At 68.6% G+C, this 23,042-nt stretch carries 16 protein-coding genes and 2 pseudogenes; 5 read left to right on the plus strand and 13 right to left on the minus strand.

The features are described from left to right. Positions 1 to 27: 27 nt before the first annotated feature. Complete coding sequence (locus tag ACIP79_RS17615; RefSeq protein ID WP_401224106.1) at positions 28 to 1,464, minus strand: tyrosine-type recombinase/integrase; 1,437 nt, start codon at positions 1,462 to 1,464, stop codon at positions 28 to 30. After that, positions 1,461 to 1,661 (minus strand): helix-turn-helix transcriptional regulator, encoded by a 201-nt coding sequence (locus tag ACIP79_RS17620; protein WP_401224109.1) that lies wholly within the window; start codon positions 1,659 to 1,661, stop codon positions 1,461 to 1,463. The genes ACIP79_RS17615 and ACIP79_RS17620 overlap by 4 nt, the downstream gene beginning before the upstream one ends. A 742-nt stretch (positions 1,662 to 2,403) precedes the next feature. Between ACIP79_RS17620 and ACIP79_RS17625 the strand changes: the two genes are divergently transcribed. The 4 genes and pseudogenes from ACIP79_RS17625 to ACIP79_RS17640 all read left to right on the plus strand — a co-directional run bounded on the left by ACIP79_RS17625 (position 2,404) and on the right by ACIP79_RS17640 (position 6,880). Then, entirely contained in the window at positions 2,404 to 3,252 is an 849-nt protein-coding gene (locus tag ACIP79_RS17625) for a helix-turn-helix domain-containing protein (RefSeq protein ID WP_401224111.1), read from the plus strand. A gap of 6 nt (positions 3,253 to 3,258) precedes the next feature. After that, positions 3,259 to 3,955, plus strand: a pseudogene (locus ACIP79_RS17630) (hypothetical protein). Between the two features lie 577 nt (positions 3,956 to 4,532). Further along, on the plus strand, positions 4,533 to 5,177 hold the full coding sequence (gene mobC, locus ACIP79_RS17635; RefSeq protein ID WP_401224113.1) for a plasmid mobilization relaxosome protein MobC: 645 nt from the start codon (positions 4,533 to 4,535) through the stop codon (positions 5,175 to 5,177). Further along, on the plus strand, positions 5,177 to 6,880 hold the full coding sequence (locus tag ACIP79_RS17640; RefSeq protein ID WP_401224116.1) for a relaxase/mobilization nuclease domain-containing protein: 1,704 nt from the start codon (positions 5,177 to 5,179) through the stop codon (positions 6,878 to 6,880). Before mobC ends, ACIP79_RS17640 begins: the two co-directional genes overlap by 1 nt. A gap of 87 nt (positions 6,881 to 6,967) precedes the next feature. Here ACIP79_RS17640 and ACIP79_RS17645 read toward each other — a convergent pair whose 3' ends face one another. From ACIP79_RS17645 to ACIP79_RS17655, 3 genes are all read right to left on the minus strand, one after another. Then, complete coding sequence (locus ACIP79_RS17645; protein ID WP_401224119.1) at positions 6,968 to 8,047, minus strand: transposase; 1,080 nt, start codon at positions 8,045 to 8,047, stop codon at positions 6,968 to 6,970. Positions 8,048 to 8,184: 137 nt separating this feature from the next. Further along, positions 8,185 to 8,592, minus strand: coding sequence for a transposase family protein (locus ACIP79_RS17650; RefSeq protein ID WP_401224121.1), 408 nt, complete (start codon positions 8,590 to 8,592; stop codon positions 8,185 to 8,187). 98 nt (positions 8,593 to 8,690) lie between these two features. Next, positions 8,691 to 10,103: a pentapeptide repeat-containing protein gene (locus ACIP79_RS17655; RefSeq protein ID WP_401224123.1), complete on the minus strand. Its 1,413-nt coding sequence runs from the start codon at positions 10,101 to 10,103 to the stop codon at positions 8,691 to 8,693. Positions 10,104 to 10,634: 531 nt separating this feature from the next. Between ACIP79_RS17655 and ACIP79_RS17660 the strand changes: the two genes are divergently transcribed. Next, the gene (locus tag ACIP79_RS17660) at positions 10,635 to 11,018 is read left to right on the plus strand and encodes a hypothetical protein (protein ID WP_401224125.1); all 384 of its coding nucleotides are present in this window, start codon (positions 10,635 to 10,637) and stop codon (positions 11,016 to 11,018) included. A 296-nt stretch (positions 11,019 to 11,314) separates the two neighbouring features. On the opposite strand, the gene ACIP79_RS17665 is transcribed toward ACIP79_RS17660, so the two are convergent. The 8 genes and pseudogenes from ACIP79_RS17665 to ACIP79_RS17700 form a co-directional block, all read right to left on the minus strand. Next, positions 11,315 to 13,447, minus strand: a complete 2,133-nt coding sequence (locus ACIP79_RS17665) for a protein kinase (RefSeq protein WP_401224127.1) — start codon at positions 13,445 to 13,447, stop codon at positions 11,315 to 11,317. Between the two features lie 506 nt (positions 13,448 to 13,953). Further along, a complete protein-coding gene (locus ACIP79_RS17670) occupies positions 13,954 to 15,060 on the minus strand; it encodes a hypothetical protein (protein ID WP_401224129.1) in 1,107 nt (368 codons plus the stop codon). Between the two features lie 87 nt (positions 15,061 to 15,147). Next, positions 15,148 to 17,229, minus strand: a complete 2,082-nt coding sequence (fxlM, locus tag ACIP79_RS17675; protein ID WP_401224132.1) for a methyltransferase, FxLD system — start codon at positions 17,227 to 17,229, stop codon at positions 15,148 to 15,150. A gap of 22 nt (positions 17,230 to 17,251) precedes the next feature. Further along, on the minus strand, positions 17,252 to 18,505 hold the full coding sequence (locus ACIP79_RS17680) for a lanthionine synthetase C family protein (RefSeq protein ID WP_401224299.1): 1,254 nt from the start codon (positions 18,503 to 18,505) through the stop codon (positions 17,252 to 17,254). A 23-nt stretch (positions 18,506 to 18,528) separates the two neighbouring features. Then, positions 18,529 to 21,479: pseudogene (locus tag ACIP79_RS17685) on the minus strand (lantibiotic dehydratase); the annotation flags it as partial. Between the two features lie 219 nt (positions 21,480 to 21,698). Further along, a complete protein-coding gene (locus ACIP79_RS17690) occupies positions 21,699 to 21,878 on the minus strand; it encodes an FxLD family lanthipeptide (protein WP_401224134.1) in 180 nt (59 codons plus the stop codon). Positions 21,879 to 22,072: 194 nt separating this feature from the next. Continuing rightward, positions 22,073 to 22,261, minus strand: a complete 189-nt coding sequence (locus tag ACIP79_RS17695; RefSeq protein WP_401224137.1) for a hypothetical protein — start codon at positions 22,259 to 22,261, stop codon at positions 22,073 to 22,075. 228 nt (positions 22,262 to 22,489) lie between these two features. Continuing rightward, on the minus strand, positions 22,490 to 22,936 hold the full coding sequence (locus ACIP79_RS17700; RefSeq protein ID WP_401224139.1) for an ATP-binding protein: 447 nt from the start codon (positions 22,934 to 22,936) through the stop codon (positions 22,490 to 22,492). Between the last annotated feature and the right edge of the window lie 106 nt (positions 22,937 to 23,042).

Here is a 23,042-nt window from a genome sequence, read left to right on the forward strand (position 1 = left end):
GAGGTGGAGGTCTGTGCGTCCCCTGGATCAGGCACGGCGACGCGGTGTGGGTGAGGAACCAGGCGTAGGAACCCGCGGGCTTGGGGACAGCCCGGCGGGCAGTCGCTGAGGACCTTCGATGCGCTGCTGGAGCGCGGCGAGCTGGCCGGTGATGCAGCGGGCATACGTGGCGAGCAGGACAGGGACGCTGTTGCCAGCCCACTCGGCGACCTGGGCCGGCGGGACGCCGTTGTTCAGCCAGGTGGTCAGGCAAGTGTGCCGCAGGTCGTACACGCGCTTGCCGGTCGGCGAGTTGTACTCGTGCTCGGGCAGGACGGCCTCGCGGGCCTTGTTCCACGCGCGCCGGAAGACCGATCCCGCGAGCAGGCCGCCCTTCTCCCCGGGGAAGAGGAGATCGCCGGGTTTCAGGCCGTCTGTCTTGATCAGGTCTCGCAGGATGGCGGCCAGAGCGGGGTGGACGGGGACGGGGCGGGTGTCGCCTTCGGCGCGGCCCTTGAGGTGGCGGGTCTCGTGGACCTGGCCGTCGTCGGTCCACTGGCTGCCGACCTCGGGCTCGGCGGTGTGGACGAGCAGTTGGCCCCAGCCCTCGGCGGGCAGCGTGGCATCGCCGACCCGCAGGGCGACGGCTTCCTCGGGGCGCAGGCCCGCGTAGTAGAGGGTGGCGAAGAACGCGTGGAGTCGGTGGCCGGTGCGGGGGCGGGCGCCGATCCAGACGAGGAGCGCGGCGACTTGGCCGGGGTTGAGCAGGGACCGCTTGTCGACGGCCTCGGCGACCCTGGGTGCCGTGTCCTCGTCCTTGCCTGTGGGCAGCGGGTTGCCGGCGAGAATCTTCTGGCGGACGGCGTACTTGATCGCCACGTTTAGGATCCGCCGCTCACGCCTGACCGAGCTGGCGGCGGCCGGGGCGCCGTCCAGGAGGGTGTCGAGCGCTCGTAGGACCGCGTCGAGGTGCTTGGTGTCCTCCCAGGCCGTCATGGGAAGGGAGTTGCGGTCGATCCAAGACAGGATCGTGCGGACCTCGGGTGGGGCCTGGTCGCGTTTCAGCTTGTTGAAGGCGTACTCGCGCAGGGCCCTGCGCACCTCGACCGGGTCGAAGCGGTCGGGGAGTTCGGCGCGCAGGAGGGCGAGTGTGGCCTTGGTGAGTGCCTTGGCGGTGTTCTTGCGGTTGTTCGCCGAGATGCGGGGCCACTTCGCATCGATGTACTGGAGGGCGAACTCGTACCAGGTGAGTTCGGCCGCCGGCGCGACCTGGGAGACCGGCAGTCCGGTGTCCACATCGAACGGCTCGCCGTTGTTGGCGGCGACGCGCAGTGTGGCGCGAAACGATTCCGCGAGTGCGCTCGTCTCGAAGCTCCGGCCTCTACGGTTTCCGTTGACGGACCAGCGGACGGTGTAGGTGGTCTTGCGCTTCCCCTTGTAGACCTCCGTGTCGTAGAAGCGGACCTTGAAGGACCGGTTGCTCACGCGTGGTCCTCGCAGTCGGTGAGCCAGTTCTCGTAGTCACTGCGGCGGATGCGTAGAGCACCGTTGGGGATGCGTATGCAGCGCGGGGCTCGGCCTTTCTTGCGCCAGTCGTAGAAGGTGGAGCGGGAGATGCGGAGGTCGGTGCAGAACTCGTCGACCGTGAGCTTGTCGGTGGGGCGGCGGGACGGGGACGTCAAGCGGTGTTCCTTGGGCAGGGGGCGGGGAGTCCTGCGCTTGCGCCGGGACGGTGCGAAAGGCAGGCGGAATTGCGGATTTGCAAGCCGATAGCGGCGTAGAGCCGTAGGCGGGCTCGGCCTCAATTGGCACCACAACTCTCCGGAGAATCGCCGGTTTCGCAAACCGGCGATGTGATGCTATATTCCCTGCCCTTTTTGTTCGGTTTGCCGGGCCTGTCGCCATAAAGGCAGCGGAACGCAGCACCGAATCCCGGATTGACGGCAGCGGTACTTCAGGTCAGCCACCCTGGTGGACGCGCCAGCACTACTGGGCGTCCTGACCTGCCCGGAGACGGCGTACCGCAATACGGGCGGGGCGCTGCGGACGCGAGTATCGAAGGTTACGAGTTGCCCCGGTTCGACCTACCGGTTTCCGGCACTATTTCGTCAACCGCCAATCCGGGCTTACTGTCTTTGAACCCCGCTCATGATGTGTTCGCCGTGGGCTGTTTGATTTCTCGGCGGAATGCTGGACTTGTCCGGGGTGGGTGTGGCTGTCTTGCTCAGGCGCCCGGAATGCCGATTCCGGACGCCTGGGAAACCTCGGTATGCCAAGGCCAGGACCGGATGCCCTCGTGCACGCGCCTGCGGCCCTCGGCGGCGCCACCAGACCGGGAACGCCACGCCGCGCACTTCCCTGCGCCACCCCGAAGCGGGCTGGTGCTGCCTCCTCCCCCGCCTCGAACCCAGGAGCCGCAACCCGATGAGCCACGACGCCCGTGCATGGGTGTGGGACCACAGCCGAAGCAAGGGCACCGCCCGCATGGTCCTCACCCTGATCGCCGACCGGTGCCTCGACCTCCGCTGCGTCGCGTACGCATCCGTCCCCGCCCTCATGAAGCGGGGGAACGCGTCCCGTACCGCTGTCCGTGACGCCATCGACAAGCTGATCGCCAGCGGCGAGCTGGTGCAGCTCGACGGCCGCAAGGGACCTCGCGGAGAGACGTACTACCAACTCCCGGCCGCCGCCCGGTTCCTCGCCGAACGAGCCGCCGAGGGGGATCAGAATCCGACCCCTGAGGGGGACCGGATACCGGTCCCCACCGGACCGGAATCCGACCCTGCCGACCCACTTGAAAGGGGGTCGGATACCGGTCCCCGGGGCCGGATCTCGGCCCCCTGGGGGAACGGATTCCGACCCGGAGGAGGCACGGATTCCGGCCCCCAGAACAGTAGAGAACCAAAAGTGAACGGTAAGAGCAGCAGCTCAACCCTCACTTCACCCACCCAGTGGCAGATCGACGACGAAACCCGTGCCTGGGCTCGGCAGCAGGGGCACCTCGCCCGGCTCGGCGAACACGGACTGCAGGCCGCCGACGAGAAGTGGCGCGCCAACCGGGCCACATGGCCACCCCGTCCTGCCGCCGCCTGGGCTGCCGACTGGCGCACCTGGATCACGAACGAACGCACGGCCGACCATGGCCGCCGGCATCTACGCGGCCTACCCGGCGGAGGCACGCCCACGCCCCCCAGGGCCCCTGGCATGACGCGCTCCGAGGAGCACATGGCAGCCTTGCTCGCCGCCCTCGACGAACCGATTGGAATGGAGTAACCCACCCTGGACCCCCGCGAAACCGCCGCCGTCCTCGCCTACATCGGCCGCCTCGACCCCCGCACGATCCGGACCGCCACCGGCGCGGCCCGCGACCAGATCGCCCAGTGGCACGAGCTGCTCAGCGACGTGCCCCTCACCACCGACCACGGCTGGGACATCCGCGAGGCGATACGGGACCACATCCTCGACTCCCCGTACCCGATCCTGCCCGTGGACGTCGCCCGCACATGGCGTGCCTACCGCCGCGACCGCCTGGAGCGGCACACCGACCCCACCCCGTCCGCCAGTCCGGACGACGAGGCTGCCTGGCGTGCCGAACTGGTTGCCGCCCGGTACGCGGTCGCCGCCGGCGCCGCCGCGCCCTCGACACACCGGCAGATCACCAGTGGTGGTCCGGGCCCCAACGTCGGAGCCCGCCTGCGCGCCATCGGCTCGTCCATCCCACCCGCCGCCCGCGCCCAACTCGCCCGCTACCGGCCGACCCGAACCGCCCGCGAGACCGCCGTCGCCGAGGGACACCCCGACGCCCTCAGCGTGCCGTGCCAGTGGTGCCACGCCGCCGAGGGCAAGCCCTGCCGCATCCGGCGCGTGAGTCCCGACGGCCACACCCAAGGCAACGCACCCCGCACCCCGCACCACGCCCCACCCGAGCCGCGTGGACCTCGCCGCTGCGGAACTCGCCCGGCAGAAGGCTGCGTGACCTTCTTTCGGCTCTCCGTCTCCCGCTGTCGCTCCGCTTCGGGGCAGCCCATGGGGACCACGTCGCTGACGCCTTCGGTCTCCGGGACCGGCCGGGGACCGCACGACGACGGGGACCGGTCCCGCAACGAACCTCGGAGGCTGAGGGACGGTCCCCGCGCAACTCGGCGGGACGGTCCCCGTGACATCCCGTCAGGGGGGCGGTCCCGCTGGCGATGTGTCACGGGGACCGTCCCCAACCACAGCGCAGCCTGGTCGCGCGCAGTCCTGGGACCGGTCCCCAAAGGCCCGGTCCCCGGATCAGTTTGTACGCAGGTCAGCGGCCTGAACGTCTCGGCGACCCGGCAGTCCCCACCCTGACCTCTCCGGGACCGGTCCCCAGTCGGTCCGGCACCACGAGACCGGGAACCGCGCAGAGCCCGGCAACTGATCTGCGGGTTGGGGACCACGAACCGCTCTGGTCCCCAACCAGGCGCGGTCCCCGAACCGTCCCCGTCTCTCCAGGCCAGAGCGACACCTCGCCCTGACGCCACAGCACGGCCACTCCCACCACCAACAACCCGACGGAGAACCGCTACATGCACGACCAGTCCCACGAACCCCTCAACCACCAGCAGGAGATGCCCACCACCACAGGCAACCGCGCAGCAAGGTATCCCGTTGGACCGTCCAAGGGCCGGTCCAACGGGGAAGTCTCCGCCCCGGGGGTGGCGGAGGCACTCGGGCACCAGGGGGCGCCCGAGCAGGAGAAGACCGGCACCGCCGCCGAGCTGCCGTTGCCGCGCGCCGCCGACGAAGCTGCCTTCCGCCGCGTCGCCCGCCGCCGCACGCGCGAAGACGAGCAGCGCAAAGGGCGCGTCGACGCCCGCTACAGCGTCAGCGAGAAGACCAAGATCCTGGACAAGGCGCGCTCGCTGAACATCGCCGGAGCCCATCTCGTCGGCGCCGCGGTCATGGCCTACGTCGACGGCGACCTCACCGTCGCCGGCCAGCGAACCGCGCTCGACGACTACATCGACGAACTCAACGCGCTGCGCGAGCAGGTCGCGACGATCGGCCGCAATGTCAACCAGATCGCCAAGAAGCTCAACTCCGGCGGCCATCCACACCCTGGGGACACCGACCTCCTCGCCCAGACCGACCGCACCCTGGACGCAGTCCGCGAGGCCGTCAAGGTCATCGCGACAGCCGCGAACCAAGCCGTCACCAAGAAGGCGGCCTGATGATCGCGAAGATCAGCAGCGGCAAGGACACCGCGGGCCTGATCCGGTACCTGTTCGACACCAAGAAGGCCAAGGACCACACCGACCCGCACCTGGTCGCCTCCTGGGACGGTTTCGCCCCCGACCCCGGCCGCACCGACGACTTCACCACCACCAAGAAGCTCCTCGTGGCCGACCTCGACCTGCACGTGAAACAGGCCCGACGACTCGACCGCGCCCCCGAGCAGCACGTGTGGCACTGCTCGATCCGCGCCGCCGAGACAGACCGCCACCTCAGCGACGAGGAGTGGTCCGACGTAGCCCGCCGGGTTGTGGCGGCCACCGGCATCGCACCCGACGGCGACCCGGACGGCTGCCGCTGGGTCGCCGTCCGCCACGCCCCCGACCACATCCACATCGCCGCCACCAAGGTCTGCGGAGACCTGCGCACCGCATGCCACTGGAACGACTACCTCACCGCCGACCGCGAACTCGCCGCCATCGAGAAGGAATACGGCCTGGTCCAAGTCGTACGCGGTGACCGCACCGCAGCCAAGTGCCCCACCCGCGCCGAGCAGGAGAAGGCCCGCCGCGCCGGCCACGACAAGACCGCCCGGGAACGTTTGCGCGCCACCGTCCGCACCGCCGTGGCCGCCGCCACCAGCACCGAGGAGTTCGTCCACCTGCTCAACCACACCGACGGCGTGCTCGTCGAGGTCGTCCACTTCCCCTCCGGCGACGTACGCGGCTACAAGTTCGCCAGCGAGGACACCACCACCGCTGCCCACGAGCCCGTCTGGTTCTCCGGCTCCGAACTCGCCCCGGACCTGTCCTTCCCCAAGATCCGAGAGCGCCTGGAGAACATCGAGTCGCAGCCCACCAACCAGCCGGGCCGACGTAGGCCCAACCCCTGGCACCAGGCCACGGCCGCCGCCGAGCGCATTCCCCACCGCCTCGACCAGCCGGACGACGAAGCCTCCCAAGCCCACCTCGCCGCCTTCGGCGAAGCCCTCGACGCACTCCCTCTCATCGCACCCCAGGCCCTCCGCCCCCAACTCCGAGAGGCAGCCGGCGCGTTCGAGCGCGCCACCCGCTCCCGCATCCGCGCTGAACACCACCACGCCCGCGCCCTGCGCGGCGCCGTGCGGGCCGTGGTCCGCGAGCCCGCCCCCAGGGACGGAGCTGTGCTGGCGATGTTCCTCGACGCGACGATCCTTGTCGTCATCGCCGCGGCCCGCTGGCACCAGCTCCGCCACCACGACCAGCAAGTCGCTGCCGCCCACCAGACGCTGCTCCACCTCCAGGCCGCCTACGACCAAGCCGCAGCCGTACCCCTGGCCGTCCTCACTCAGCGGCGACCACCCCAGCAGACGGTGGATCGACACATCGGCCACCTACGCCGGGCCGTGCCCGACCACGCCGAGCAGATCATCGAAGACCCTGCCTTCGACGCTTTCACCGTCACCCTCGCCGAAGCCGAAGCAGCTGGCCACGACCCCGAGCAGCTCCTCCAGCAGGCCGCCGACCAGCGCGCCCTGGACGACGCGCGCCGCCCCGCAAGGGTCCTGACCTGGCGCATCCAACGCCTCAGCGCACGGTCGGCACCCAGCGCACGAGCCCGCGCAGCACAGGCCCGCAGTACCGCTGCACAGCACATCGACGCTCCGGTGCACACGGCAGTAGCTGTCCCGGTCCCACAGCCGCCACAAGCACGGCGGCGTTGATCACGATGCATCGACAGCCCTCTTCGTGTGGTTGCGGGACATCGGGCTCTCGGCATTCAGCCAGTCCCGCAGCCGCTCGACGAGCCATCAGGCCCTCTCTGCAGGGGGGTGTCCGTTTGTGACTGAGCACGCCAGTTGGTTGTGGCCGCGCTTCCGTGATGACTGCGGCTGGAGGAGGACGCACGTTCTGAGCAGGGTGAAGGAGGCTCGACCATACATCTGGCGCTTGATCGTTTTAATTCTGTTGACGTGGCCTTCGACGAGGCCGGAGCTGTAGGGCAGGGTGAGGCTGGCGGTCACGGCCTTGAGGTCCTGGCGGATGGAGTCGGCGAAGACGCCGATGGCATCCGGGCCGCTCAGCTCAGCCTTTTGGATCCAGTTCCGGAGCTGGTGCCCGCGGCGGTGGCGGAGCATATCTGTGAACTCTCGCGCGAGGTCGCAGGCCAAGGCAATCTCCGGGCAAGCGTTGCGCGCGACTTCCAGTTGCGCTGCGTCAGAGGGGCTGAGGGTCCCCTGGGGGCGCATGATCCATGAGGTGATGGCGCGGGGGTTGGGAGTCGCAGTCCGGGCCGGGATTTCGATGCCCTTCCGGATGGCCATCACATAGCGGTTCACCACGTGGTACCCGCCGATGTAGCCGAGGGCGAGCAACTCGCGATAGAGCTGCATCGAACTGGTGCAGCCAGCCTTGAAGCGGTGCTGCACATGGTCGATGTACGGGTCGAGGACACCGTGGCCGCAGTCTCGCACTGAGGCGAAGAGGTCCTCAAGGGTTTTGTTCCGGTAGCGCCGTACTGTTTTGCGGTCCAGACGCAGACGGCGGCTGATGGCGTTGAGAGACATGCCAGTGGCGGCCAGTTCGTTGACTTCCCGGTGACGTTGACGGATCCGCTCCAGGAGCGGCGATTGCGGGGCAGCCGGCTGCTGCCCGGAGTTGGCGGCGGGCTGTCGCAGGCAGTCACGATGTCCGCGGCAGATCTTCTCCACGGCTGTCGAGAGGTTCTGGAGGAGGTGCCAGCGATCTGCCACCTCCAGCGCGTCGGGGGCTGCCTGCCTGATGGCCTTGGTGAAGGCCATCAGCCGATCACGGCACACGATCTCGGCGCCGGGGTGCTCAAGGAGCCAGGCGGCGACCGTGCTGGTCTCGCGATCAGGCAGCACGTCCACCGGCTGGACGTCTCAATGTCGACGAGGACCGTTCCATAGGTCCTTCCCTGGCGGAATGCGAACTCGTCGATGCCGAGTATGCGCGGCGCCCGGTTCGGCACGGCCGGTGCCGCCAGCTGTTCCAGAAGGGCAGTCCGTCAGCCGTGAAGCCGTAACTTCGCACAGAGGCGCTGGCCCGGACGACCGCCGAGCTCTACCGCGACCGCCTTCATGGCAGACCGTAGCGCGGCCGAACAGCGGCGTCGTAGCTCGGTCAGGCCCTCTACCTGTTCCGCGAATGTACGACGCCTGCACTGGTGTTGATCACGGAAGAACCGACGCAGACTGAGGCGGACGATCATCGTCTGTCTGCCGACGGGCAACCCGGCAATGCGACGCCAATACCGGCTGTGAACCCGAGTGGCAGGACGCTCGCACTGAGGGCACCTTCCAGGCGGTCCGCACCCTGCTTCGTCGATGATCAAGCTGTCATCGACCGCCACGACCTGTCGCACCGTGAGGTGCAGGCCGGGGAAGAGGACATCCTCAAGCGTCTCTGTCTCCATGACAGGGGGATTCCCCGACGGAAAGATCCTGCAATCCAGTGGGCACTGCCAGCCACTCTCCCTGATCACAGATGCGGCGGCGCCCGTACTTCGTGGAATCACCGCTTGACTCGACCACGGATCGCTAGGGCTGCGAGGCCAAGGAGAATAGGCTCTGAAAAGCGCGATGCCATCTCGATGTACCCACCTGCCGTGGTCAGGTCTTGACCGCTGGAACGGAACACAGCAGAGTTCAAAGTAACGCTTAGCGCCTTCTCGAAGCGCATGCTAGTGAATCTATCCCCGCTTGGATTCTTCGGATCTTCCTTGTCGATCTCGAACGATACTCTGCCTCCATCGGGCGGAACGGTACCCGTGACCGCCTGTCTCGGCGATTCCTGCGGCAGTCCGAAGCCCATCATCAAGATAATAGTAAAGACCATCGAGAGGGCGAACCACCCCACAGCCCGTGCCGCGCGCAGGCCATAGCCAGACAGTATCCAGTACGCTTGCAGGAGCCAGCGCTCAGTCTCGTTCCACTTCAGGCATTGGCGCCGCATTTCCATCTCGCCATAGTAGAAGTCTGCCGCACCCGGTTCATCCTTCGCGTCTTCACGCGACTTTCGGAGCTGCCGATAGGTGATAGTCAGGGTTGACGCCCTTGGTGTATGTGAGGAGAAATGAACCGGAGGACCCCACCCTTGGCGCAGTTGCGCTGTCCGCCCATCTGTCGCTCTCCATTCGCACTCTTCTTTGATGACCTGCCTGGATGTCCATCGAAATGGGAGGGGTGACCAGATGCGATGGCGAGGCGTGCGGTGCAGAACCCAGGAGTCGTCGAGGCGCAATTGGTCTAGGTGAACTGCCTCAATGAAGGAGCACTCGCTCAGGTCCATGTCGGCCAGCGTTAACATGGCGCAATCCACTCTCTGGAGGGACGAGAGTGCGGACTTTTCGCTCCTTCCGATTGCCATGATCGGGGCTTCATCAAGCGGTAGCGAAGCACCGGCTTCCGTCATCGAAAAGAATGGGTATTTTCGGCTAATGACCACCGCTGAATTCATGAATATGGCATCTGTGAGGTCGAGCCTGGCGTAGCGGAGGCGAATGGTTGCCGGGTACTCCCATCTCGCTTCTCTGCATAGAACTTCCCTGGCTACAGCCTGAATGGTCATGGGCGCGTGAAATTCAGCTAGGGAAAGATCGAATGTGCCGTTACATGTCAGTGGCCCGACATTCTCGGCTTTCTTGAAGATAGTAATATCGAGCCTGGCACTGTCATGAAAGACCGCATGCCATAGATTTACTTGGCCGTCAAATGTACATCTGCTGAAGGATGCATCCTTTTTGAAGGTGGCTCCACTGAAGTCCGCTGCAACGTGAAAATGACATCGATCGAACGCCACTTCCCCTTCGAATAGTGCCTCGGCGAACTGCGCGACGCCTAAAAACACGGTCTCGCGGAAGTCGACGTTGCGAAAGTGGGGCTCGCCGGTCGTCGGATCTTTTACGGAATTGACGATATTCTGCATCAATTCATCGCCAATCGTTGTGCCTCGCAAATCTAGATCGGACCCTGCAGCAAGGCCGCTGAGGTAGTCTCCACGGTCATGGTCTGAGCAGTGAACGAGACATTCCGTGACTCCAACCGGGATGTGTCCCCGGCATCCGATGGGATCGGTGTCCGGGTCGGCTCCGTGTCCGCAGTGGTCCCAAGGGGGCCTGATCTGTGAAGGCTGAGACATACCGACATCGACGCAGCAAGGGCTCCTGGAGTTCCCGCGCCACACGTCGGGATGCTGATGCTTGCTCGTCCACGCGCGCTCGACTGCAGTTCCTGCGCCGATGACCCCGAGGGCGCCGCGACGAGCCTCCTTCACCCTGCTCAGAACTCGCGTCCTCCTCCAGCCGTAGTCATCACGGAAACGCGGCCACAACCCGCCAGTTGGCTCGTGAGCGCAGGAGTTGGCCTGCCGGGTCTCGGCGTCCTACGCTTTCGATCGGCAGGTTGCCTCTCATGACACGCCATGGGCGCCCGTCGGCCGAGCGGGCAGACTGCGTCCATGCAGCTCCCCGCACAAGCCGTTGCAGCCACCGTGCTGATCGAAGTCGTAAGGATCTCCGCGGTTCCGACCAAGCTGGACGCCCCATACCCCGGCGAGGTAGTTACCCACTGGGCCGGGAGTGAGGCCGCCGACGCCCTGACCTTGATCGAGACCCTGCCCGGCAGCGAACAGCACCGCTGCGGCTTCTCGCCAGGCTGGAGCATCCGGGCGTACGAGAACACCCTCGACATGGCGTTGTTCGAGGCGGCGTTCTGCTTCAGGTGCCATGAGGTCCGCATGCATGGAACGGCTGTGCCACCCGCGCTGGCCACGCAGTTCTTCGACGCGGACGCCCCGCCGGCCCAGACCCTCCTGGCCCTCTTCTGCGAGGCGGCCCTGTAGCCAGCAGGCTTCCGGATCTAGCGCCCCAGTTGGCCAGACGGGCCAATTGGAGGGTTGTGACCGCGCTTCCGTGAATGGCCGACCCGATCAGGTACAGCCTGACAGGGCATTGGGCGTAGCCATCATGGAAGTGCGGTTAGAACCAAATGCGGGTTCTGACCGCGTATTCGTGGGCTCAGCGAGGTAGTGGGAGATCCGCTTCTGTCCGTAGCCGTCGCAGAGGCGCGGCCAAAGCCGCAGCCCAGGAGGGTTCAGTTTCTCTCCCCCCGGCGGATGACTCTTCCTCCTGCGCACGCTCACTTTGTGGGCGGAGCTACCGCGAAGATCGATCCCGTGGTCGACCCCGCATACACCACGTTGTGAAGCACCGCGGGTTCCGGGCGCCGGTTTTGGAACCTCGCGGCACTCGTGTTGGGGTCGCGTCGCGCTGCGCTCCGCCACACGGTGTGCCCCGTTGCTGCGTCGAGGCAGGTGATCCGCCCGTCACTGGCAAGGCTGTACAGCCTGCCGCCAGAAAGCACCGGACGGGCGGGAGACTCGCTTTCCGTTTCAACGGTCCAGATTCGTCGGCCCGTTCGTAGGTTGTACGAGGCGAGGGTGCCGTCCGCGCGGCTGAGGTAGAGGGTGTTGCCCTGCGCGCGGGCATTGCCCTCCAAGGCTCCCCGGAGGAGAAGGCGTTCCGTGTTTCCGTCTGCCCTGGTGACGCGGGTAACGCTATGGCCGTCGAGCAGGAGGGACACCGAGCTGTTGTCGGCCGTGAGCGGCATGCCAGGGTCCTCGTCGAATGAGGCCAGAACCTTCGTGGTGCGCAATGTGGCGGCATCAAGGTCAGCGACGGACGTGATGAAGCCTCCTGTCCCGTACTTCAGCAGATACAGCGCACCGCTCTCGCTGCCGAAGATCTGGTAGTGCTCGCCTGCGGGAAACGTTCTGGACGCGACCAGCCTTCCCGTCCGTGCGTCCCTGCGGTCGATCCGGGTTGAGAGCCCGTCCAGATGAGCCGTCGTGACGGTGGACTTTTGCACGCTGAACATCGGAACCGACACTCGGGCTGACCACAGCAGGTCACCGGTCTTCACGTCGAAGGCTTTGAGCTGTTCCTTGCCCGCTCCGTCGGTCCGCGTGTCGTCGACCAGCACTGTCTCTCCAGCGAACCCCACGACCGAGCCCGCCATTAAGGCCGGGCCTGTGTACTGCTTGCTCCACATGACCCGTCCAGAGGAGACGTCGACCCGTTCGGCCACCACATCGACCTCAGTGCACACAAGGACATCCCCAGTACCGGCGCAAGAGGGGAGGTCTTCGAAGCCGTCGCCGCGGTGCCCCGCGACGGTAGTCGGCTTCTTCTCCCACAAGGCCCACCCCTTGGGCCGCAGAGCTGCCACTGGTTCGACGGCGCGAGCTGCTCGTGTCGACGAAGGCTTGGCCGATGGCGATGCATCACCACGGGATCCTCCCGCATCGCTCCCCTGCATCACCGGCACCACCACTGTGGCCGCGATCGCGGCCACAGCGGCGAGCAGGTAGGTGCGCGTCCGGGGCCGTCGCCTGGGACCGTTTGCGAAGCCTTCCGGCTCCGCGATCTTCTCGGGTTTCTCCGGCCTTGCTGTCTCTACCCCCTTTTCCTGAAGCAGAGCAAGCAGTTCGGCGGCGGAGGGCCGGCCGGTGGCGTCTTTGCGCAGGCACTTCTCGATGATGGAACACAGGTCCGCCGGGACCCCTACGAGGTCCGGATCGGCCTGCGCAATTTTCATGGCGACCGCTATAGGAGGGGCGGCCGTGTCGCCATCGAACGGTCCCCGGCCCGTAGCCGCATACGTGAGGACTCCGCCTAGTGCGAACACGTCTGCGGCCGCGCCTACTTCGCGCGGCGTGCTCAGCTGTTCCGGTGCCATGAAGGACACGGTGCCGAGAATCTTGCCGGTCCGCGTCAGCCGTTCCGCGCTCAGCACCCGGGCGATACCGAAGTCGATGACACGGGGGCCGTCCTCTGTCAGCAGCACATTGCTCGGCTTCAGATCGCGGTGCACTAGACCGGCCCGGTGGATGTCACGCAGGGCCTCGGCGAGCCCTCCGCCCAGCCGCCACACGACGTCTTCGCCGAATGCACCGTTCTTGCGCACCCGTTCCGCCAGCGTCGGTGCGTCGAAGTACTGCGTCGCCATCCACGGGGGATTGGCATCAGCATCGGCGCCCAGCACCGGTGCCGTGAACGCACCGCTGACCTGTCCCGCAGCCTCGATCTCTCGCCGGAACCGGGCGCGATAATCGGCGTCGTCTGCAAACTCCCCGCGGATGACCTTTAGGGCGACCCGTCGGCCCGACGGCGACGTAGCCAGGTAGACGACCCCCATGCCGCCCGCGCCGATGCGACGCTCGATGCGGTACTCCCCGATCACCGACGGCGTCTTCTCATCCAGCCAGCTCAAGAACCCCCCTACGACTCCGCGGCGACCGAGCCCTCCTCCACGCATCAAGGTGAGTGGGCAAGGTTCACAGTCCCGTTCCTGCGGCAGCACGGACGCTAGCGCATTCTGGTGCCAGCACCGTTGCGAATGCCTGCCCCGGTTGACCCGGTGCTGTCCTCGGGCGCAATGGATGGGGATCACCACCGCTTGCGGCAACAGCCAAGCGCAGCTGCGTCTCGGACGACCGCAAGCGCACCGCCGCCACGGACTACATCTGGACCTCAGGCGTCCAATGTGGGGCTCACGTTCCTCCGCTGTCCCCCGAAACTCGCGTGATCCAGAAGACCGAGCAGCATAGGAGCAGGACCGCTACTCCATCAGGCACTGGTTCAACGGCCGCTGCCCAAATGAGGGTTCAGAACGCGTACTCGTGAGCCTAGGCTCCGCGACGTAGCGGGAGATCCGCACAGGTCCGTAGCCCTCACGGAAGCGCGGCCAGAGCCAATTGGAGCGCTCAGTCACACCGTTCAGGCGAAGGGACGCACGAGGCTCCCCCGGATCACGCTGTCACTGGCGCGCAGTGCTGCCGTCAGTTGTCCTTGCAGCTCATCGGGGACGGTCCGGACCCCGAGGGCGCAAACACGCACCAGCGCTCGGCAGTCCAGCTGTTGCCGGTCTGTGGCGAGCGCGGTGAACAGTGGGTGCGCCAGGTTCTCGCGGGCCGCGTAGCCGTCTTCGGCGTCCGTCGTCCTTCGGTGCAGTTCCTCGACGATGCGGCGCGCGCCGGGTGCCTTGGCGGAACCGATCGCGTCAAGGACGGTAAGTCCGAGCCGGGTGTCGAAGACGGTCAGCCCGGGTTCGGTCTTCCGCTCGAAGTAGGTCGTCACCAGGTCCGCCAGGTGGCCGTCGATCGGCTGTCCGGCGTCGCGGCGACACAGGGCGGTCAGGCAGGCCGTGACGGCTTGCTCCCAGGGATCGCCAGACATCGTGTCGGCGAGGAGGGCAGCGGCCCGTGCCGTGTTACCTGCAACGAGGGCGGCGAGTATGGCGACTTGGCGCCCGTCGAGCATCCGTTTGCCTACGCCGCGGTGAGCTTCGATGTGTGTCAGGGCCTCGGCCCAACGTCCCTCGGTGGTGAGGGTGCGTGTGCCGTCGGCGAGGAGCACGCGCCACAGCCACGCGCGGACCTCGTGGCGGTCCTCGTCGGTCGTTGTGAGGTCCGCCGGCACCGCGATGCCCTCGAACCGAGCAGTTGTGCCAGCCTCGACGGCCTCGTACAGGTTGAGGAGTCGCTGGCGGCCCTCATCGGCGCGGCCGGCGCGGATCCGGAGGCGGGCGAGGTTGACGACCGGTTCCAGTCCCCGGATTGCGCTCATGCCGGGCAGGGGACAGGCGTGGAGGTAGGCGGCGGCGTGCTGGTGGCACATCTCGCCTGCGAGGTCGGGAAGGTCGAGATCGGAGGCGGTGAGCGCGGCCTGGTTGTAGACGGCCGATGCGAGCCCCTGGTCGGTCTTCTTGACCGCGGTGTCGGCCAGATCGACGAGCGCGCGAACGCGCTCAGGCAGGGGCAGACAGGCGGGCCGGAATCGGGCGACGAGCGGGAAGCGCTGGGCTATGGGTCCGTGCGGGTCCATGTGTCTTCCGTGCGTGGGTGAGAACTGCTGAGGCGACGGTGCCCGCCGGCCGTACGTCGGCGGGCACCGTCCGCTACGCGTGGGGCGTCACTGCCAGTCGACGACGATGCGATTCAGCGGGGTGTCGAGAGCGAAAAGGCCGGGGCGCTGCTCGATGGCGGGGGCGTCGAGGGACTGGATTTCGAAAGTGGCCTCACGGCCGCGGTACTCCCGGTCCCAGGTGCGGACGGTGTCGGCGACCTTCGCGGCCAGCTCGTCGCTGCCGGGGCCGTGGCCGATGACGCCGAACTCCCAGAGCTTGCCGCCCTCAGGGGTCTTCTCCTCCGACAGGCGCCGCGCCATGTAGGTGACGGCGCCCTTGCCGACGGCCGCGGTCGACGAGGGGTAGGGGTCCTCGGTGAGCAGACCGCCCTTGGCGCTCTGGGGGAACAGCATCCTGACCAGGCCGGTGGGAAGGGAGCAGGTGACGAACAGTTCCATCCACTCCGGCGACTCCATGGCGCGGACCGTCATGCCGGTCCACTCCTCGGTGCGCGACTGATCCAGGACACCGGCAAGGGCATCGGCGTCGATGTTCTGCCCAGCGGGGGCCTGAAGCCGCACGGTGCCGTCCGCGCTGAGCGGGATGACGCGACGGTCGTCGTCGGCGATGCCCCGCCGGAGCGGCATGAAGGTGTTCATCTCGCTGCCGAGGGACGCCCATCGGCCGTCGCGCTGCTCGTAGGCGATGGAGCGGGAGACGCTGCCCTTGAGACGCTGGGGGACGAGTAGCCGGCCGCCGGGGGCAAGCTGCTGCAACCAGGCGTGCGGCACGCCGTGCGCGCCCACGGTGGCGATGATCCGGTCGTACGGCGATCCTTCGGCGTAGCCGAGGGCTCCGTCGCGGGTCACGGCCTCGACGTTGGTGATTCCGGCGGCGGCGAGGTGCGCGCGGGCCCCCTCCACGAGGTCGTCGTCGACGTCGAGGGTGGTCACCTGTCCGCTCTCGCCGACCAGGTGGGCGAGCAGAGCGGAGTTGTAGCCGGTGCCGGCGCCGAGTTCGAGAATGCGCTCGCCGGGCTGGACGTCGAGCTGGTCCAGCATGAGGGCGACGACGCCCGGCTGGGAGGCACAGGAGATCGACGTGCCGTCGGTGTCGTACTTGATGTGCACCGGCGCATTGGCGTAGGCGTCTTCGAGCGATGCATCGGGCACGAACACGTGGCGGGGCACGGTCCGCAACGCGGTCTCGACGGCGGCCGTGCGGGCGTGCCCGTCCGCACGAAGCTGGTCGACCAGGGCGTTGCGGAGCCGCTCGGCGTCCGCTGCGGGGGTGGTGATCGTGTCGGTGTTCACCGCGTCGACGCTATCGGCGTCGGCCATTGCCTCGTCGGGCGACGCGGTGTTGTCACTTGTTCCCATGATTACCTCTCGTGCGATGTTCGACAGGGCGCTTTGGTCGTCCCGGAGGAGACCGGCGCGGTTGGCATGGAAGATCACGTGATGGGCGATGACGGCTCGCAGGCCGCGAGTGAGGGCGCCGCGGCCCGCGAGGTAAGCGAGCGTGGCTCCCGCCCGTTCGAAGGCGGTCACCCATTCGTCGTGCGCGTGGAGCGGGCCGTCCGGACGACAGAGGCCGTGGGCATCGGTGGTCATCAACTTCCGCATGGCCGGGGCCAATTCGTCGACTCGCTCGGGCGGCAGAGGGTTGGTGGTCGGCCGGAGGACGGCGACCTTCGCCCACACGTCGCCCTGCTCGAACCAGTCGAGTTCGGCACCGCGCATCATGGCGCTCGCCAACAGGACGGCGGTTTCCCGGCGTCCCAGGTGCTCCGGGCTCGGCTGGTAGGTGAGCAGGTGGCGGGAGTCGCTGTGGAACAGTTCGTGGGCGGCGTCCATAGCCTCCGGGCCGCCGAACGTGTCGGTCTCGGGCTCGTAGATGCAGGGCAGCCACGACACAGCCACGCCGTCGCCGACGAGATTGCTCAGCAGCGACTCGATGACCGGTGAGGGCTCCTCAGCGAAGTAACGCAGCGGCCAGGGCTGCTTGTTCATGAACCACCAGCCGGTGAGCTGCCCGTCCCCTTCAGCCGCGAGCAGGGCAGGGCCAAGACGTTCGGCGACGACGCGGCGGGCGCTCTCGCGGTCGACGAAGGTGATGTTGTGCTGCTGCCAGCGGTCCGGGGGCATAACGAGTCCTTCGGTCGGCGGATCAGGCAATGAGCAGGCAGGTGTCCCAGGCGGTCCGGGGCGGTGCGGCGGTGCTGGGCGCGAGGATGGCAAGGGCCGTACCGGCAGCGCCGTCGAGGAGACCGGGACCCTGTTCCTCGTCCTGAATGAGCGCCGTAGCGGTGAGCTCGGGGTCGGTGCCCGGCGGGTGGACCGCAGCCAGGAGTGCCGGGATCGCGGCGCGGAGTTGGCCCACGGTCGAGGGGTGAGCGTCGTCGGCCGTACGGGCGGCGACGTGGGCGAGGCCGGCGAAGCCGTGGCACAGGCCGTTGTCCGTGGTGGCCTTCAGCTGGTCGGGATCGGTGAGGGCGGCCACGAGCGCGTTCTCCGCGTCGATCTGGCGCCCGGTGTCGCCGAGGGCGAGCGCGGCGAGTTGCTGGGCGCGGGCGAGGCCGGCGGTGCCGTAGCACCAGGACGGTCGCCGGGGTGCGGACGGGGCGAGGCGACCGGTACGCAGCTCGCTTCGGGTGATCCAGTACGGCCAGGCGGGTCCGCGGCCGGTCTCCTCCTGCCAGCGGTCCAGCCACGCCAGGATGGTGCGCAGTGCTGCGTGGTGCCCGTCGGCGACGGTGCCGTTGGGGGCGGCGCGGGCCAGGAGCGCGAGCACGCCGCCGATGCCGTGCGCCATACCGCTGTTGGCGTGCCCGCCGGGGAATCGGTCGTCGTCCGGGCTGCCCGAGGGGCCCGTCTCCGTCCACCAGCCCGGCAGGGTCTCGCCGTGGCGGGTGATCGGTTCGGTGAGGCGTACGCAGTAGTCGAGGACGGCACGCATCGAGGGGCTGCCGGGGTCGCGGCGCAGGAGGTAGGCGCCGTATCCGGTGAGGCCCCGGATAGCGTCGAACTCGGCGAGCTCCGGCAGGCGTCCGCCGTCAATGCGGAGGTGTGCGGCGTCGAGACGGTGTCCGGCGTCGACCGCGACCTGTCGGTCCATCGTGTTCAGGGCTCGCTGGTAAGCGCCGGGCAGGTGGTCGGCGGCGCAGGCCAAGGCGTGGGCGAAGGCGGGCGCCCCGTAGAAGGGATGGCTGTCGGGGCCGCTGGTGAACGGCTGGCGGGAGACGGCGGCAAGCCAGTCGTGGGCGCGCTGCCACGGTCCCAGGCCCGTCGCGGCCCGCTCGATGTGTAGGAGCGCGATTCCGGGAGGGCCGTAGGCGAGGTGCTGCCGGTGTGAGGACGCTGTCCTGGGTCCGAGGGGCGCCGTGTCGGGGTCGGCGAGCTGGGAGGCGACGGCGTCGACCAGGCCGAGCGCAGGGTGGGCGGTCCCGAGGCCCTCCCGGCGCTGCGGGCGGTCCAGGCCAGGGCGGCGGCGCGCGCCAGGTAGAGGCACACCTCTTCCTCGGGGAAGTTCACCGCGACGTGCCGCACGAAGTGGACGTGCAGCAGGGAGGTCAGGACGTCGTCGATGGCGATGCCCTGGGTCTCCGGGCCCGGAAGGTGCGGCCGGTACGCAGCGAGAGCCGCATCCCGGTCTGCCCATGCCGACACGATGGCGTCCCCGCCCGGGACGCCGCGCAGCGCCGTCCAGTCGTCGCGCGGGTTGGCGAGCCGTACGGCCTCGGCGAATTGCGGGCGTGGAACGGGCTCGGGGGCGGTCGGCGGGATGTGGTCGATCAGCCACCGCATTGCCGCTTCGGTGCTGCCGAGGAACGCGGAGGCGACGGCGACCGTATGGGCCCCCACCAGCGTGCGCTGGTGGGGGCGCTGCGGCTGCGCGAGCTGGGCCAGGACGGCACGTGAGTCCGCCTGGAACACCTCTTCGGCCGCCTCCCAAGCGGCGCCGGAACCCCAGCGGCCCATCTCGCGGTAGGAGGTGGGGTAGCGCAGATCAGCCAACAGGCCGGCGCCGCGCAGCACATCGGCCCACGCGCTCACCGTACGGGCCGTCTCGGCGAAGGCTCCAGGGTCGGGGAGGGCGATGCGTACGCGGAGGTGCTGGTCCGGGTCGCGGAAGCGGATGAACCACCACGGTGGGTTGCCGAGTTGTTCGAGGAGACCGGGCAAGTGCTGGGAAAGCAGGGTGTTTTGGCGGCGGGGATTTCCGTACAGCGCCGCCAGAAGCACTGGGGAGGCGGCCGGGGTCTGCATCTGTGCCGGGGAGAGTGCACGGGCCCGGCTGGGGGCGGGTAGGGGCGGCCACGCCGGCGGCCGGGTCGCGTTGAGGGGCACTACGACCTCGTGTGCTCGCCCGTCGCACCAGCCGTACGCCTCTGGTTCCGGGGCCTCGACGAGCACGGCCAGGCGCGTACGGTCGAGGTGCTGGCGCAGGAGCGTCCGGTGGTCGGCCTCGTCGAGGTCGAGGAAGAGGCGTCGGTCGTCCTCAACGAGGTAGACGCGGCGAGGCAGCCGCCGTCGGGCCTGCCAGTCGGTGAGCGCGGTGTCCCACTCGGCCCGAGGGCGGGCGCGGCCGGGCAGTTCGGGCGCCTCCAGTCGCCAGCGTGCCGGGGCTAGCACCGTGCGCCCGTACCGCAGGCGCGGCAGGAACGGCATCGCCGCTGCGGCGCCCAGTCGAACACGGTGACCTGCGCACACTGGGCGCGGGACAGCTCGGTGAGGAAGCGCGCCAACGGCGGAGTGTGCGTGTGCAGGTTCAGTGCGTTCATCCCGACGGCTTCGACACGGTGGCCTCGCTCCGGGGCGGCCAGGTACATGCGGCGGCCGTCGCACCCCACCGCCAAGTCTTCCGGGGTGAGGACGGTGTCCTCCGGGGCGCGGTGTTCCTGGAGGCTGATCACGGTGGGCAGGACCTGCGGGGCGCGGGTCACGTGGGCGCTCTCGGGGAGCAGTGGCGGGAAAGAGAGCTGCGCGGGCACGGTGTTGCTGTCTGCGGCCGGGAGATTGACCAGCTCTGTGGTCAGGGCCTCGCGGTCGGCGGGAGCCAGGATGCCGAGGAACCGGCCCATAGAGACTCCGGCCCCGCGGGACACGCTCACGATCTCCAGCTGGAACCGCCCGTGCTGCAACTCCCGCAGGCTGGCCGCGTGCACCCGCACCCCCACCTCCAAGTGCGGTGGCACCCGGGGCTCGTCGGAGCCCACGTCCAGGGCCGCAACCAGTTCGTCGGTGAAGACCACCTCGTCGCGGCCATCGAGCGCGGCGGCCTGCGCCAGCCGTACAAGGGCATCATCCCGAGCGGAGACGCAAGGCCGACGCGCGCCCGCCGGAGCACCCGGGTAGCTGTCGGGAAAGCCGGTTCCGCTGTCCGCCACGACTTCCTGGAGCGGCACCATCGTGCCGATGCCGTAGCGCTCGTAGAACCGCTGGTGGTACTCGCCCCACGCAACGGTCCCGTACGGGCGGGTGCTCACTCGGGTCAGGATGAGGGCGGTGCGCTCGATCTCCCGGGCTACTGCGTCCGGCAGAACGATCTGTGCGTCCAGTCGCAGGTCGAGCGCGACGGGGTGGCGGCGCAGGCCGGGCACGAGGGCCCGCATCCGCGCCGCGACGCTGTCCCGGCCGCAGCGCGTGACGCACTCCTCCAGTCCCGCCCGGACCGCACGCAGCTCGCCCACAGTCTCCGCAACCGGGGCGAGGGCTCCGGCGTCGATCGCGTCAAGCTGGTCGAGCAGATACCCGAGGGCGTCGGTCTCGGTGCTCGGTGCGTGCAGACTCGTGATCAGCACCCGCCGCCGGATCAGCTCCGCCAGTAGACGACTCACCCTCTCCGGCCCGGCCTCGGGGAACTCCGCCCGGAGCTTGTCCACGAGCGCGCCGACACGGATCGGTGCCCGAGTCGCGGCGAGGACCGAGTTCACTGGTTCAGCCAGAGCCAGGGACGCCTCGACCGCGCGAGTCCGGTCGTCCTGGACGTCGGGCTGGAACGGCACGATGAGCCGGTCTCCCCGGCTGGTCACGGTGTTGTTGACGACGACGGGCAGCCGTTCGAGGAGGTCGGGGTACGACTCCAACCGTTCGACCACGGCGGCTAACCACTCTGCCCCCGCGCGGCCGACGGCCACGTGCTCCGCGCCCCAGCCTGCACGCGCCTGCTCACCGAACTCCGCGGTGGTCACACCGGCGAACAGGCCGAAAGGCGTCGCCCGGTGCTCGGCCCGCAGCAGATAGCGGGCAACGGACAGCGCCGCACGCCGCACGTCCCGCGCAGAAGGCTCCTCGGCCGTACACAGGGCCCGTACCTGCGCGGCCAGGACCGGGCTGGAGTGTTGTAGTGCCTCGGCGATGTCCTTGTTCGCCCAGACCGCGCGCAGCCACGCCACACCGGCCGCCGAGCTGCTGGGCGAGCCGTCATCGAGGTCAGGGCACGGAGGAACCGGCAGCGACGGCCGGGCTACGGCGCGCACGAGAGCTGTTGTGCCGGTCCGGAACGCTGCGGGCGGAGCAATCACCAACTACCTCCGTAGGGCGTGGGGACGGGCGGCTGGTGCCGCCACGCCGGGGCGCGGCGGCACCAGCCCGGAGTGACCTGACGGTCCGGGTCAGGCGACGTTGGTGGTGCAGGCTCCGCAGGTGGAGCCGCAGCCGTCGTCGGTCAGGTTGACCAGGCCCGCCGGGTCGGCGATCTCGACGAGAGAGACGTCCAGGTCGAAGCCGTCCGATGATCCCGGGGTCTGCGGGCGCACTTCGGTACGGCTGGGAACAACGCGGTTACGGGTCATGCTCCAACTCCTCGCAATCGTTGGTGTGTTGCTGGACTGTGGTGCCCACCAGGACCCATCAAGCGGAGCGTTGCCGAAGACGGCTTGCTCCCCGGACGGTTCCTGGCCCACCCGGCACGAGGGGACGTGACCCGCGTAAGAATTCCTCGCGGGCTGCCTGCCTCGCACCGGGAAGTCGTGTGCCGGGAGTCTGATCAAGCGGACGCCGGCCGCCGCTCCATGAAGTAGCCGAGTGCCTGAGCCTTGAGGCGGTCGAGGCACGGCTCGCACGCGTAGAAGGGGGCGTGTTGCCCGTCCCACTGCACCCGGCCGAGCCAGATCACCAGGACTCCGGTGCGCTCGCAGCCGAGCCAGCAATTACCGGTGATCCATGGCCACTCCACGGCAGAACGTCCCCTTCTCTTAGGTGGTCGGGATGGTCGATCTCGCCGCTTGGCAGCCGGGTATGCAGGCCCAGAGCCGAAACGGCAGGCCCCGGTGGCATACCTCACCCAGCGCCCGCCCGCTCGTTCCCAGCAGGCGGGCGCAGAGGGCACAGTCCATGGCCATCTGCTGACGGGGGCGGAGCTGGGCGACGTGCGGGAGCGTCGGGCTCGCCGTGGCCGGGGTCCTCACGCGCCGTCCTTGATACGGAGTTCGGCCCAGACTTCCTTGCCCCATGGGCGCCTGCCCGAGCCGTGCAGGTCGTAGCCCCAGCGGTCGGCGACTGCATCGATGAGGAGCAGTCCGCGGCCCGACTCGTCATCGTCATCGGCTGGGCTGAGAGTCGGCAAGCGCGCCGGCTCCCGGTCCAACACCCCGACACGTAGCCGCGTCGCGCTCGGCCGCTCGACCAACAGGCGGATCTCGTGGCACGGGGTGTGCCTGGCGGCGTTCGCGATCAGCTCTGTGATGATCAGCGCGGCGCGGTCGGCGAGGTTGTCGAGGTGCCATATGCCGAGGACATCCAGGACGAGCTTGCGGCCGATCTCGGCCGTGGACGGCTCGCAGGGGAAGCTCTGGCTATAGGCGGGGCGGCCGACTGAGGTGACGTGAACTTGCGTAGTGAGACTCGTCATTGGGGGGGAGCCTTCGGGTTGTCTCGGCGCCCGGCCGACCCCCGCGGGGGAACCTCAGGGGCGGGCCGGGCCGTCAACAGCCGCCCGCACAGTGGGGCGTGGAGGG

Origin of the sequence: Streptomyces sp. NPDC088747 (assembly GCF_044751025.1) — a bacterium.
Classification (GTDB): domain Bacteria; phylum Actinomycetota; class Actinomycetes; order Streptomycetales; family Streptomycetaceae; genus Streptomyces.

Bases quoted from the DNA above. Each gene is read 5' to 3' on its own strand.
- ACIP79_RS17670 (WP_401224129.1), bottom strand. From the start codon at position 15,060: ATGGACCCGCACGGACCCATAGCCCAGCGCTTCCCGCTCGTCGCCCGA.
- ACIP79_RS17700 (WP_401224139.1), bottom strand. From the start codon at position 22,936: ATGACGAGTCTCACTACGCAAGTTCACGTCACCTCAGTCGGCCGCCCC.
- ACIP79_RS17640 (WP_401224116.1), top strand. From the start codon at position 5,177: ATGATCGCGAAGATCAGCAGCGGCAAGGACACCGCGGGCCTGATCCGG.
- ACIP79_RS17660 (WP_401224125.1), top strand. From the start codon at position 10,635: ATGCAGCTCCCCGCACAAGCCGTTGCAGCCACCGTGCTGATCGAAGTC.
- fxlM (WP_401224132.1), bottom strand. From the start codon at position 17,229: ATGCCCCCGGACCGCTGGCAGCAGCACAACATCACCTTCGTCGACCGC.
- ACIP79_RS17655 (WP_401224123.1), bottom strand. From the start codon at position 10,103: ATGCAGAATATCGTCAATTCCGTAAAAGATCCGACGACCGGCGAGCCC.
- mobC (WP_401224113.1), top strand. From the start codon at position 4,533: ATGCACGACCAGTCCCACGAACCCCTCAACCACCAGCAGGAGATGCCC.
- ACIP79_RS17650 (WP_401224121.1), bottom strand. From the start codon at position 8,592: ATGGAGACAGAGACGCTTGAGGATGTCCTCTTCCCCGGCCTGCACCTC.
- ACIP79_RS17625 (WP_401224111.1), top strand. From the start codon at position 2,404: ATGAGCCACGACGCCCGTGCATGGGTGTGGGACCACAGCCGAAGCAAG.
- ACIP79_RS17690 (WP_401224134.1), bottom strand. From the start codon at position 21,878: ATGACCCGTAACCGCGTTGTTCCCAGCCGTACCGAAGTGCGCCCGCAG.